A 12,489-nucleotide genomic window follows, 5' to 3' on the forward strand; every position below is an offset into this window, starting at 1 on the left:
CCACCCAGACCGGACCGTTCGACAACACGTTCGGCGTCGTCCGCTGGGTGACCGACCACGCGGCGGCGCTAGTGCGGGCAGCGACCGCGGTCCCTGGCGGGGACGGACCGCCGGGGACCGTCGTGCTCGACGACGATCAGGCGCCCCGGCTGACCACAATCGACGGCACCCTCGTCGTCACCCGGATGTCCACACTGGACGGACGGGACCTGGTGCCAGGCCGCTGGCTGCGGGAGCAGGGACTCCGTTCGGGCAGGGTGGCGTCCCGCCACGGCGACCTGGCGCCGGTCGCGGCGCTGGCGGCTCGAAGCCTTGCCCACGAGGGTTTCTGGCTGCGGCAACTCGGCCACAGACCGAACCCGCTGCCCATCCCCGAGGACGCAGTCGCCGGAGAGCTGTGCCTGGCGGAAAGCGTGTCGGGACCGCAATGGCTGGCCGCGCTCGCGGAGGTCACCGGCCGGCCGGTGACCTCGGCCTGGCAGCTGCCGAGCCTGCCGCCGCTCGGGCCCGGGCTGGCAGCACTGTTCGCCCCGTCCGCTCCGATCACGGTCGAACCCGGCCAGGACCCGGCCGGCAGGCAGGCTGAGGTGGTCCGGCACGGCCCGTACCTGCGGGACATCGTCGCCCGCCATCCTCGCCGGGACTTAGCGACCGGCCCGTACCCGGTGTCGATCGGCACCACCCATCTGCCGGCCCAGCAACTGTCCATCCGGGTCGACGCGACCGGCGCTGTGCGGCTGCGATCGCCGGTCTGGTCGACCCGCACGTTGACCTGGCTTGCCCGGCAGGTGAGCACGCCGTGAACCACATCCCCCAAACCTCTGCCGCACGGAGATCCATGCTTGTCGACACGAACCCCCTGGCCGCCGGCGAGTGCCTGCTCGAGCTCAGCCCCGTGGAACGCGACGAACTGGACCGGCTCGCCGCCACGCTGGCCACCCGGTCCAGCCGGCGTACCGATGACCCGGGCTGGCTCGCCGATGCTCGGGAACTCTGCTGCATGCTCCCGGCCCGGCTACGCGCCACGCTGCGCCGCTTCACCTCGCATTCGGGGGCAGAGGCGATGCTGCTCGTCCGGGGCCTGCCCGTCGCCGCGGCAGACGTGCCACCCACGCCTTCAGTGGCCGGTTCCGTGCAACGGGAGGCCAGCATGCCGGCGGCGGCGCTCGTACTCCTCGGGATGTTCATGGGCGAGTTGGTGGCGTTCCGGGAGGAGAAGTCCGGTGCGCTCGTCCAAGACGTCGTGCCTGTGCCCGGACAAGAACGCGTGCAGGGCAACTCCGGCTCGGTCCGGCTCACCATGCACGTGGAGAACGCCTTTCACGCCCACCGCCCGGACTTCGTCGGCTTGATGTGCCTGCGCAACGACCACGACAATGTCGCGGGCCTGCGTGTCGCCTCCAGCCGTAAGGCCTTGCCACGGCTGACCCCGGCCCACCGGTCACTGCTGCACGAACCCAGGTTCGTCACCGCGGCTCCCCAGTCGTTCAACCAAGGCGCCGCCGCCGAGACACCACACGGGGTGTTGACCGGGGCCGTCGACGACCCGGACGTCCGCGTCGACTTCGGCAACACCGCCGCCACCGACCCAGCGGCGGCGGCCGCCCTCGCTGAGTTGGAGCGAGCTTTCGACGCCGTGGCCAGCACGCTGATCCTCGCGCCGGGTGACGTCGCATGGGTGGACAACCGGCTATCCCTGCACGGCCGCACGTCCTTCACACCCCGCTATGACGGTGGCGACCGGTGGATCCAGCGGGTTTTCGTGCAGCTGGATTTCCGCCGCTCCCGAGTAGTCCGGCCGCACGACGGCCAGGTCATCACGGCTCCTCTGGTCGCACCATGACCACGCACCGAAGGTTGATCGCCGGCCGCCACGAGGACGCGACGGCCAGGATCACCCGAGTGCTGGGTCTCACCGGACCGCGGGTCGAGATCGCGGTGCACGATCGGCACACCGAGATCAGCGTGGAGACCACGGACGAGACGATCGCGCAGCGGCTTCTCGATCTCCTGGAGGAGGAGCTGTCGCCACGTGCCTGGCGGGAGTGGCTTGCCAACGACACAGACCGACTGCCCTCGCGTACCGGGACGGTCGTGCACCAGTTCCTCGATCAGGCCGGACAGACCCCGAACGCCGTGCTCCTCACCGGTCCGGAAGGTGATGTCACCTACGCCGAACTGGTCGGGATGGCGAGCACGATCGCGGGCGAGCTACGCGACCGGGGCGTCGTGGCGGGCTCGGCCGTAGGTCTGCTGGCCGGGCGGACGGTCGCGGGGATCGCGGGCCTGTGGGGTGTGCTGCTGGCCGGTGCGGCGTACCTCCCGTTGGACCCGACCCAGCCGCGGGCACGGCTCGCCGACATCGTTTCGGACGCCGGGGTTTCCGTTTGCCTCGCCGAACGTGACCACGTCGGGCTTGTGCCGGACGCGATCGCCCTCGAAGCCATCCTGGCCCGTCACCACCCTGACCCGGCCGTCGCGGCACCGGACGCGCGAGATCCGGCATACCTGATCTACACGTCGGGGTCGACCGGGCGGCCGAAGTGCGTCGAGGTGGAGCACCGGAACCTGAGCACCTTCACCGACTGGGCGATCCGTGTGTACGGCGTGCACCGGGGCACTCGGTTCCCGCTGTTCACCTCGCTCGCGTTCGACCTGTCCAACACCGCTGTCTTCCTCCCGGCGCTTGCCGGCGGGTCCGTCGCGCTCGTCCGCGCCGAGCTGGACCACCTGGTGCTCCGGGACATGCTGGTCAGGTCGGGGGCCAACGCGCTGAAGCTGACGCCGACTCACCTTGATCTGATCGGCCGGCTCGGCCTGCGGCCCGAAGGGTATGAGACGGTGATCGCCGGGGGCGAACTGCTCCACGGCGCCGTCGCCCACCGGGCTCAGCGTGCCTTCGGCAACGGATGCCGGATCTTCAACGAGTACGGCCCAACAGAGACGACTGTCGGCTGTATGACCCGGTTGTTCGACCCGGTCCGTGACTCCGACCGCGCGTCTGTGCCGATCGGTGTCCCGACCGACAACACCCGGATTTACCTGCTGGACAAGGCTGGGCGGTTCGTCGAGCCAGGCACAGTCGGCGAGATCCACATCACAGGCGCGCAGGTCGCTAGGGGCTACCGAGGAAACCCGGAGCTGACCCTAGAACGGTTCGTGGAGTTGGCCGATGGGACTCGCGCGTACCGTAGTGGCGACCTCGCACGGGTGCTGCCGTCCGGCGAGCTGGAGTCGGTCGGTCGCTACGACGAACAACTAAAGATCAACGGCTATCGGATCGAGCCCGGCGAGGTCGCCTACGCGCTTGAACAGCACCCCGCGGTGGTCCGCGCGCACGCGATGGGCCTGGCCCGATCGGCGACCGGTGGCAAGGAGTTGGCCGCGTTCGCCGTGCTCGCCGAACCGGTCCAGGTCGAGGCATTGCTGAACCACCTGCGTGGACTCCTGCCGGGCTACCTGGTGCCGGCGACTCTCCTCGTGGTCCCCCAGTTGCCTACGACCCAAAACGGCAAGATCGACAACCACTCGCTGGCCGCGCATGCCGACAAGATCTACCAGGGAGCAGACCGGTGACCGACATCCCGAACTTGGTAACCGTGTCAGCGCCGACAAGCGAGGACTTCCGAACCGTTGTCGCGGACCGAGTCGCCGCCGGCGCGACGGGCGACACCGTTGTGCGCCAACCGTTGTGGCGACTGCCTGACGCGGTGGCGGCGTCCTTGCGGGACAGCATCGCGCTGCCAGCCGGTGCCGGCTGGCGAGTGCTGCGCGGGGCACTCGACGATTTGCCCACTCCTGGCCCCACCCCTCTTCGATGGTCCGAAGTGGACGCTGCCGGCACAGCCCGGTACGACGTGGCGCTCGCCCTGCTCGCGACGGTACTCGGCCAGCCATTCGGCTGGGCGCACCAGCAGGCGGGAAGACTCGTGCACAACATCCTGCCGAGTCCGGAAAGTGCGAACGTCCAGGTCGGCGCGAGCAGCTCGGTTCCGCTGGAGTGGCACACCGAAGACGCGTTTCACCCCGAGCGCGCCGACTTCCTGATCCTGGCCTGCGTGCGCAACCCGGACGAGATCGGCACCCGACTGGCTGCGGTCCGCGACCTCGGACTGTCCACCCAGGACATCGAGGTGCTGATGCGCCCCACGCTGGCCATCACCCCCGATGACTCGTACGGTGAGTGGCGGACCCCGATCACCGCGATCGGCATGCCCACCGTCTGGCAACGCACGGACAGCCTATGTGTGCGATACGACCCGTCGTACTCGACCCCGGTCCGCGACGACCAGGAGTTCGCCACAGTGTACGGCGAGTTGGCGGCCGGCTTCGACCAATGCGGGTTCGAGGTGCCGCTAAGCCCTGGTGACGTCGTCATTGTGGACAACGACGTCATGGTGCACGGCCGTGTCGCGTTCTCAGCACGGTACGACGGCACCGACAGATGGCTGAAACGCGTCCTGGTCCGGGCTCCACGAGAGCGCCACCCCAATGAGAGCACTGAGCACGGCTATCACCAACGGCTCGTTATTCCTAACTTCAAAGGAAACTGAGCCGACGGGGGTGTCAACACACGTCTGTGTTCCTTTCGTAAGCCGACCATAAAGGATCGATCGCCGACGAATCCTGACTCCCCTGCAGCTGGCCATCTCTACTTGGCCACGGCGGTACCGGGAGTAGCTGCTCACCTCGATGCGTGAGCAGCTACCGTATCCAGCTGATCAACACGGTCGCGCCGAACTGGGAGGATGCGCGCATCGTCGGGTCCACCCCGGTCACGAGCACCGACATCGAGCTGGTGCTGGCCAAGGCCCGCGATGCCGCCGCCCCGACCTGTGCCGGCGTACTGAGCTGGGATGAGACGCGCATCCACCAGATCGCAGAGGCCCTCTGCATACCGATGACCGGCGCGGAGGCGGTCTGGCGGTGCCGAGACAGGTACGGCAGCTGCGTCGCACTGGCTGCCGCAAGCGCAAGATTCAGGACACGCCCGCCGCCACGTCAGCCGGCGACGGTGTGCGACGACCGCATGCGCAGCTCGTGGACGCGACAGTGCCCGACCTCCGTGCGGCGGCAGGCGGCGGTACGCGCAGCAAGCCTGGATCGTGGACCAACATGCGCTGCTGAAGGTCTCTCAGCACGGGCCCGGGCTCCACGCCGACCTGCTCTACCAGCTCACGGCGCACAGTGTGAAAGACGGCGAGCGCGTGCGCAACCTGACCAGCTCGATAGAGCGCCGTCATCAATTGAGCGTGTAGGCCCTCATGCATTGGATGTTCAGCGGTCAATGCGCGTAGCTCGGCCAGCGCACCGGGCTTTCCGAGCGCTAGTTCAAGATCGATCTTCTCGCTCAACACCTCAAGCTTGTTCTCGTTGAGCCGAGCGGCATGCATCCGCGCGAAGGGGCCGCGCGCGTTAGCGAGCGCAGGACCACGCCATTGGTCAATCGCCAGCTGAAATTCTGCTACGGCGCACTCGATGTCACCACACCGCGCCGCCGCTCGCGCCTTGTCCGCATGTTCGGTGAAAGAAATGACATCACATTCACCCTGCCCTACCCGCAGTGAATATCCAGCCCCGTTCTTGATCAGCCGCTGTCCGGCTCCGGATTCAATGGAATCAAGCAGTTTTCGCAGTCTCAACACAGAAGCACGCACAGCGCCTGCGGGCACAGCGAGCGCGTTTTCCCCCCAGATGGCTGCGGCAAGTTCCGCCGTGGAGAGGCCTCGCCTTGGCGTCAACAACAGCGCCCCGGCCAGCGAGCTCTGTCGAGTACCCCCCAGATTAACCACACCCCCTTCCCCTCGCAACTCAACAGACCCAAGCATCAGGAATCGCATTTATCTCCCCATGCACATGCGTTCACGGAAGCACATTAAGGAAGCATTGACGCCACGAAGGATTGCGAATATGGACCGCGACAGCGCACTCTCCTCTGGCACGCTATCGCGGTCCAAGATCGACAACCTTCGCTTTCAACCCGATTCTGCCAGGCACCTCTACTCGTCCGAAATCGATCGACTATCGACACAGCACGCATGACCCCACAGAATCCCGTCGACGCCTTCCGTCTCCTGTACCTGATCACGGTTTGAGCGTTGGATCGGCCGGCGCCAGCCATGCATGGCTGGACTGTGTTGATCACCGAGGTACTGGTGCGGCACGCCGACGCCGACCTGCACTAGTAGCCCCTGACCGTCGACCAGGTTCCATGAAAACCGGCGGCATGTCACCAAGCTGCCCTCGTACGCAGAATCGCTGTGGCGTGGCGGATGAACGACGCCGACACGACCGACTGAGCCGGACAGTGATCAGGAGCAGACCATATGATCGCGCGTCCACCATCTGCGACCGTTGCTCCGGCCGTCCAACACGGACTATCGGTTAACCATGCCCACTCCGGACACTCAGCCACGGCATCGGTGAAAGCTCCTTAAGCCACACCCGGGCAGATCACAGTACCACGGGCGCTGGCGCCGCCGCAGGGCGTCGGCCGCACATTCCGAGCAGGTGCGGGCACATTGACCAGCAGTGACCAGGTGCACCACCGGCCAGTCATGCGGAGTGTAGTCCACCCGAACGACGGCCAAACCGATCGGACCCAGAAACCAGATCGCACCCTTAATAAATGCCCGTTTACCCTTCTGTTACGACCATGCTACCTCGGCAACAGACATGACCACCGATCCAATCACAAGCGATTCACCGTCGATCGGCGTGCCCTGCACCCCCACCCTACTCCGGCAAGTACCAAAACCCGTCTTGCTCTCCGCCTAAGGATCTTCACAAGAGTGCCTCGACAACCGCGGAAATTGGCGACTAAAATCCCATTAAGATTCAACACGCATTCCTGAGCAAAGTTGACCCGAGCGCGAATCCGCTAGCACGTACCGTTCAACAAACATCATCCCCGATAATCATCTTTGCATATTTGACTCAAGGAAGCCCATGTTCACGTAATCGAGAGGGTCCTACGCAAAGCCAAACGCGCCAAAGTTGGCGAGCGAGTCACGCACCGCATAGCACCGGGCACCTGATAGGTGGGCAACAGGTGCCCAGTCTTTCAGATCTCGGTGTCGACCTGCTGGATCAGGTCGATCCGCTTGTTCTCGTCCAGCTCCGAGCCGGCCTGGTCGAGCAGCTTGTTGATGGTGTCGTTGCCGATGGCGCTAAAATTCCGCCCAGGACTGCCCTGATTCCAATAAAAGAACGGTCCGCCGGCAGAGATCGGCAGCGGCGGAGCAGCCAAAGCATAGTAAACAATGTCGTAGGCGCCGCGGTAGACGTAGTTCTTGAACAGTTCCGCCACCGGTACCGATTTGATCTTCACATTCACGCCAACCGCCTTTAGCTGCGACTGCACCAAGTTGGAGACGGCGGTGCTGACCGAGTCGCCATAGTCGATCACGAAGGTGAGGTCGAGCTCCTTGCCGTCCTTCGAGCGGAAATCGCCGCTCTGCTTGTAGCCCAGCTCGTCCAGCTTCTTCTTAGCAACCTCCCGCATCGAACTTAATCGGCGCGGAGTTGTCCTTGTAGCTCTTGGTCCCCTTGACAAAGAAGTGATTGCCCAGCGGCGTCGGATCCGTGCTCATCGGACCCAGTAACGCCTTGGCAATGCTCTTGGTGTCCACCGTCTGCTCGACCGCCACCCGAGTCGCCTGATCATGCAACGGCGTGCCCTCGGCACCGTTGAAGTCCAAGAGGTTGTACTGCGACTCGACGGACTGCCGGATCGTCACATTCTTGATCGTCTTCGCCCGCTGATACAGATCGACACTCGAACCAATCCGATACCAGCCGATCGCCCCGGACGCCAGCGCGTCCGGCAACGCATTACTAGAGACCACCTTGAACAGAATCTCATCCAGGTGGGGCCTGTTGCCCCACCAGGCCGCGTCCGGTAGCACCGACACGGTCTTGGCTGTCAGGTCGATCTTACCGAGCTTGAACGCGCCCGCAGTGACCTTCGGCGCGTCCACCCAACCCTTGTTAAACTCCTCCGCCCAGACGTTGAGCTCCTTGGGAGTCAGAGGAGAGAACAGGCTCTGCCACTCACCGAACGGCTGGGCGAAGGTGACCTTGACATCCTGGTCGGTGGCGCCGCGCTCGACGCTGTCAATGTTTTCCAGGCCGACCGTGCTGTTGCACTGGTAGTCCTTGTTCTTCCCGTTGCAGGCCCGCCAGGCCGCCTGGAAGTCCTCCCAGGAGATGGGCCGGCCGTTGGACCACTTGGCCTTCGGGTTGACCTTGTACTTGACTACCTGCGGACTGGTCGACACCAAGTCGGCCGAAATCAGGTAGTCCTTGTCCAGCGCAAGCGTACTGTCCGCCTGCGCGGTGAACAGCCACGGCAGCATGGCGTCGACCATCCACTGGCCGGCCAGTGTGGAACCGTCGGTCTGCACCGGGTTCCAGTTGTCCGACAGCGAGTCCACCGGCCACTGCAGAACGTCACCCTGCTTGATCTTGTCCGCCGGTTGCGCATTGATGTCGTTCTTGCCCGTGACGGACTGATTGATCTTGACGTTACTGTCACTGCCGCCGCACGCCGTCACGAGCAGCGCCGCTACGACCAGCGCTCCCAGGAGCTTCTTATTCATAGGTATCAGACCACCCGCCTCGTTTACTGAGCGACAGAACAACTTACTAGCCGACCCTCTTTAACCATAAATCAGAGCATGGCTTCAAGCTCGCCAATGCCGCAATTTACCACTAAAGTTGTTCGAGCAATAATGAAACCGACCTGACGGTTAACATTAATCATGCCAGCATTTTCGGAGGCAGTTGTGGTAAGTATACGTTCAAACTCCGGACGATCAGATCGCAACCATCGTATCATTCTACCTTTGATACAACGCCCCAGTCCAAGCCCCCGGTGCGCCTCGATAACTGCAGTCTCACCCTGGAAAGCAACGTCTCGTCGATGCGGATGGAGCGCCAATTCGGTGAGCGCCGCCACCGTGCCACTCTCCTTATGAACCGCAACGACGACCATCTGCTCGACTTTACTTTTTCGCCTTTCAGCCTCAGCTTCCCTAACCCGATCGACCGACCACTGCGCAAATCGGTATCCTGCATCGCCGAGCGGCGAGTCATGAATTGCGGCGCGGGCGACAGAATAGGATTCGACTAAGTCATCGGGGGCGGCATCCGCCCATAAACGTAGCACATATCCGTCTGGCACCTCGATCGACCACAGACGTTTATCGCCCGCACGGAGGTCTAACGTTTGAAAAGCAACCGAGTGTGCAACCCGAAATCCGAGAGAGCTCGCCCAGCTGTCCCCGGCCCCTCCCTGGGTCACTCCCCATCCTTCAGCCGAGGTCCGTTCACGCTCTTGCAGGGCGGGAATAACGTTCCGAAGCAATGCGGTGCCAATACCCTGTCGCCGATGGCCTGGGTGGACGAAAATTTCAAGTAGACCGAGGTGTTTGTTCTCATCCTCAGGGAAGTACGCGGTTGCCACGCCCACCAAGTGGTCATGCACATGAGCCGACCACCGGATTGGCCACCCCAACCCGGGCCAAGGCGTCGAGAGTCGCCCGACCGCCGCCTCATAGCTGATGGCGGGTTCGTCCGGTTGGTCGACAGCCCAGCTCGCAACGATCAGTTCATGATAGTCAACAAGATCAGAATTCCGCGCCTCATCGATCGTGAACTTGCCGATGCTCAGGTCAGTCATTTCCGAGCTGCCTTCCCTGTGAATGCCGACACCGCATCATAATCAAGATATCCGGCCAAACATTCACGAACGATCAAGCCAGTTAGTGCTTCTAATGCGAGACCAACAACGCCGCCCCCGACTCGGCATCGACGACACGGCCGGGCCGATTCACAAGGCTTCCTCCGTAGCCGACAACCAACAGGCCGATCATAATCAGGCCAAAGCTCGGCAGCCCCATCAGCAACATAATAGCGAGATGTAGACAAACTCCGAGAACAAGTGCAGCCTGCCGCATCCTGCGCGACCCGACAACCGTCACAGCAATGGTGAGCTGCAGGGCAATGACAGACCACGTGAAGGCCGCGACCACGGTGTGCGACGCCAGCAGGACGGTAAGCGCTGACCATGACTTTTCGGGAATCCCGAACCACGGGTCATGGAAAACGTAGTACATTGCGACACCCTGCCGCCATGCGGGATCAATAATCTTGGAGACAGCAGCACTCACATATACGATCACTAATTGCAACCGAACCAGCATATGCGCCGCAAACGCAGCCCCTCGCCAAGCAGGCGAAGGTAGGCTTCGTGGAGACCGCCACATCCATTCACGAACGTCACCAAGGCAGATCGGTATGAGTAGAAGGGCGGCGATCTCGGCTGCGCCATCACCACCGTTCGGCACCGGAAGAACAGAAAATAGACTGAAGGAGATGTACCAGTGTGGAATGCATGTCCATCGAGGTCGATACCCCGAAATCACCAGGAGTAGAACGCCGATCGAAGCCAACCTGGCCAACAAGATCCCGTGTGTCGACGCAGCACTGACGCACCACAGAGAAATTGACCTAATTGCATCGCAACGCAAACCGTTCACATCCGCGGGAACAACACTGCCAAAAAGGCCAGAATCGGACGTGAATACGACTTCGGAGAGAGTGGCAACAGCAACCATGCACCGACCGGCGGTGAGCCACCCGTCCCGAGAGTCCCAACGGACTGTCAGGCGTGACAATGCCTGTAGAATGTCCCTCATTTCGCACATTCCACATCTATAATCGCGATCTTGTAAATTCGGCGCGGAGCCGCCGGCATGCGATCTCCGACAGCCGGGACCGGGCGCGTGTCGGCGATAGCCAGCACCCCACACAATGGGGCAGCCCGTGGTTGACCGGAAAGACGAAACGGATGTTCAGCCGAATACTTGGTCACGCATCGGTCCGGGGCCGGCGCCCCACAATCGGCCCAGAATCGGTCCGGAATCCGGTTGGCCAGCTGCCAGGTCTCAAGTGCCTGGGAATCCCCAATCCGATCAAGTCCCATCAGGCGGTCCGTCCATGCCTCCCGCTGCGTGAACGGAGTCAGCGGCGTCCCGTCGCCAGCGAGTCGGTATGCCATCAGCACGTCCTTGCCGGCAAGCCCGGTGAAAAAGGCCCAATGTTCAGGCCAAAATACTCTATATGAATCCAGCGGTCCTTGAGCGCGGTCAGACACGGCCACAGCAAGTTGAGCAAGGCAGGCAAACACGAGGCTCACCATCAATAATGTAGCCGTAACGGTCAGCCCACGAAGGCTTGCCCGTTCATCGGCCTGGCTCTCCTGAACGTCAGCAAGTGACGCACCCGATACCGGCACGGACCACCGGAACACTTTACTTCCCTCAGGTCGTAGGGATCATGGCAGCGGCGTCCGGCCGATTAGGCTGCACGACATGGTTCGCATGGCCACTGTTGATATCCTTGGGGGCAGAGCCCAGGAAACCTACGAGCACCGTACTCACAAAAAGCACCACCGGCACCAATACGCCTAGTACAACGAGCTGCTTAAGACTCATCTAAACATCCCCCTTAGTTGCGATTTTATACTTATTGTTTGACCGACCATACCGGACAGCGCTACTTGTTCGCTACTCGTAGGCTACCGCGTGACCCGACTCAACCTTGATATTGGTGTCATTTTTGAGCTTTTTAGGCAATCCGCTCACCCAAAGGAAATCTAGACAAACCCAGCACAATCACCATTGCAGCTGCACGAAATTCCCACCTATGGTATGATTCCAAGTTGACCGCACTACGCCGGCGGGAGCAACTGGGGGATGTGACCGTGCACTTTCTGATCCTAGGCCCACTCGAAGTGCGTGCGTCAGGAAAACTCATCACAGTAGAGGGTCTGCGACAGCGTAGACTGCTAGCAATCCTACTGATCAATATCAATCGCACGATCGGCGTCGAACGGTTGGCGGACGAACTATGGATTGAACCGCCGCAATCATTCCGGCAGCAGATCCATAACGCGATAGGCAGTCTGCGACGTACGCTCATACCGGCCATCGACAGACTTCGGATCACAACGACCGATGGCGGCTACCGGTTGGAGTTGCCTGAGTCGCACGTTGACGCACACGAGTTTCACAACCTGATTCGACTGGCACAACAAGCCAAGGACTCAGGGCAGCCTGAAGAAGCAGCGAAAAATCTCGAATCAGCGCTTAGCCTCTGGCGAGGAACTCTCCTGCTGGGTCTGGACAGCCGGATGATCTCGAGCATGGCAACCAGTTTCGATGAGGACCGACTCATTGCGTTCGAGTCCCTGGTTGAACTACGCATCCAGCTCGGGCAGTCGGGTTCCGTCATCGGCGGACTCCGAGAAATGCTTACCGAGAATCAATTCCGGGAATCGCTCCGCGGCAGTCTGATGCGGGCGCTTGACAGTGCTGGTCGACAGGCTGACGCCCTTGCGGTGTACGAGGACGGACGTAAGCTTCTCGCGAACGAACTAGGGCTAGACCCAGGACCGGAGATACGACGCCTGCACACCGAAATTCT

The 12,489-nt window shown here is 62.5% G+C and carries 12 protein-coding genes; 5 read left to right on the forward strand and 7 right to left on the reverse strand.

Features of this window, described 5'->3' with window-relative positions; translation table 11 throughout:
- The 4 genes from KUTG_RS61510 to KUTG_RS20585 all read left to right on the forward strand — a co-directional run.
- On the forward strand, window positions 1-803 hold an 803-nt coding region (locus tag KUTG_RS61510; RefSeq protein ID WP_043718859.1), incomplete at its 5' end, for a hypothetical protein.
- A gap of 35 nt (window positions 804-838) precedes the next feature.
- A complete protein-coding gene (locus KUTG_RS20575) occupies window positions 839-1,843 on the forward strand; it encodes a TauD/TfdA family dioxygenase (RefSeq protein ID WP_052395099.1) in 1,005 nt (334 codons plus the stop codon).
- The gene (locus tag KUTG_RS20580) at window positions 1,840-3,576 is read left to right on the forward strand and encodes an amino acid adenylation domain-containing protein (RefSeq protein WP_052395101.1); all 1,737 of its coding nucleotides are present in this window, start codon (window positions 1,840-1,842) and stop codon (window positions 3,574-3,576) included. Before KUTG_RS20575 ends, KUTG_RS20580 begins: the two co-directional genes overlap by 4 nt.
- 146 nt (window positions 3,577-3,722) lie before the next feature.
- The gene (locus KUTG_RS20585) at window positions 3,723-4,553 is read left to right on the forward strand and encodes a TauD/TfdA family dioxygenase (protein ID WP_232240878.1); all 831 of its coding nucleotides are present in this window, start codon (window positions 3,723-3,725) and stop codon (window positions 4,551-4,553) included.
- A gap of 151 nt (window positions 4,554-4,704) precedes the next feature.
- On the opposite strand, the gene KUTG_RS20590 is transcribed toward KUTG_RS20585, so the two are convergent.
- The 7 genes from KUTG_RS20590 to KUTG_RS61515 all read right to left on the reverse strand — a co-directional run bounded on the left by KUTG_RS20590 (window position 4,705) and on the right by KUTG_RS61515 (window position 11,200).
- Window positions 4,705-4,869: a hypothetical protein gene (locus KUTG_RS20590; RefSeq protein WP_157494678.1), complete on the reverse strand. Its 165-nt coding sequence runs from the start codon at window positions 4,867-4,869 to the stop codon at window positions 4,705-4,707.
- A gap of 110 nt (window positions 4,870-4,979) precedes the next feature.
- The gene (locus KUTG_RS56485) at window positions 4,980-5,840 is read right to left on the reverse strand and encodes an AfsR/SARP family transcriptional regulator (RefSeq protein WP_084579590.1); all 861 of its coding nucleotides are present in this window, start codon (window positions 5,838-5,840) and stop codon (window positions 4,980-4,982) included.
- Window positions 5,841-7,063: 1,223 nt separating this feature from the next.
- Window positions 7,064-7,504, reverse strand: coding sequence for an ABC transporter substrate-binding protein (locus KUTG_RS65260; RefSeq protein WP_043718862.1), 441 nt, complete (start codon window positions 7,502-7,504; stop codon window positions 7,064-7,066).
- On the reverse strand, window positions 7,488-8,600 hold the full coding sequence (locus KUTG_RS65265; RefSeq protein ID WP_043718864.1) for an ABC transporter substrate-binding protein: 1,113 nt from the start codon (window positions 8,598-8,600) through the stop codon (window positions 7,488-7,490). The genes KUTG_RS65260 and KUTG_RS65265 overlap by 17 nt, the downstream gene beginning before the upstream one ends.
- Before the next feature lie 71 nt (window positions 8,601-8,671).
- Window positions 8,672-9,682 (reverse strand): GNAT family N-acetyltransferase, encoded by a 1,011-nt coding sequence (locus tag KUTG_RS56490; RefSeq protein WP_084579592.1) that lies wholly within the window; start codon window positions 9,680-9,682, stop codon window positions 8,672-8,674.
- Window positions 9,683-9,773: 91 nt separating this feature from the next.
- Window positions 9,774-10,709, reverse strand: coding sequence for a sporulation-delaying protein SdpB family protein (locus KUTG_RS56495; protein ID WP_084579594.1), 936 nt, complete (start codon window positions 10,707-10,709; stop codon window positions 9,774-9,776).
- Window positions 10,697-11,200 (reverse strand): hypothetical protein, encoded by a 504-nt coding sequence (locus KUTG_RS61515; RefSeq protein WP_198047251.1) that lies wholly within the window; start codon window positions 11,198-11,200, stop codon window positions 10,697-10,699. The genes KUTG_RS56495 and KUTG_RS61515 overlap by 13 nt, the downstream gene beginning before the upstream one ends.
- A 525-nt stretch (window positions 11,201-11,725) precedes the next feature.
- Between KUTG_RS61515 and KUTG_RS56500 the strand changes: the two genes are divergently transcribed.
- Window positions 11,726-12,489, forward strand: a 764-nt coding sequence (locus KUTG_RS56500) for an AfsR/SARP family transcriptional regulator (RefSeq protein ID WP_198047252.1), incomplete at its 3' end; no start/stop codon positions are given.

The organism is Kutzneria sp. 744 (genome assembly GCF_000568255.1).
Lineage (GTDB): Bacteria > Actinomycetota > Actinomycetes > Mycobacteriales > Pseudonocardiaceae > Kutzneria.